The organism is Pseudomonas sp. P7548 (assembly GCF_013386585.1).
In the GTDB taxonomy this organism is placed as follows: domain Bacteria; phylum Pseudomonadota; class Gammaproteobacteria; order Pseudomonadales; family Pseudomonadaceae; genus Aquipseudomonas.
On the sequence record NZ_JACARO010000247.1, the window covers coordinates 1 to 331 of the forward strand.

A 331-nucleotide genomic window follows, 5' to 3' on the forward strand; every position below is an offset into this window, starting at 1 on the left:
GGGATGGATCGCCTGCTGCCCACTGTAGAAGTCATTGCGGTTTACATTGCCAAACTTGATCACGAATAGAAACGCTTCGGTCTCTCCATCGGCGTTTACTTGTGTAGATAGAACATCGACACCGCCTTGGTTGACACCGACCTGAGCACGACTCAGCACTGAGTGCCCCATGGCGAGGAGCAGATCTGGAAGAAGCGCATCCAGCTCGTCACGTTCGCGCAGCCCTGAGAGGTAATGAGAAAGGACTAGCTGAATGCTCATTCGTCTGACGCTCTCCACAGATTCATCATAATTTGCGCATACCGGATCGGGTCAGTGATCCAGGTTTGAG

General features: G+C 52.6%; 1 pseudogene. It reads right to left on the reverse strand.

The window, feature by feature from the left end:
• Positions 1-261: pseudogene (locus HX803_RS32525) on the reverse strand (hypothetical protein); the annotation flags it as partial.
• Between the last annotated feature and the right edge of the window lie 70 nt (positions 262-331).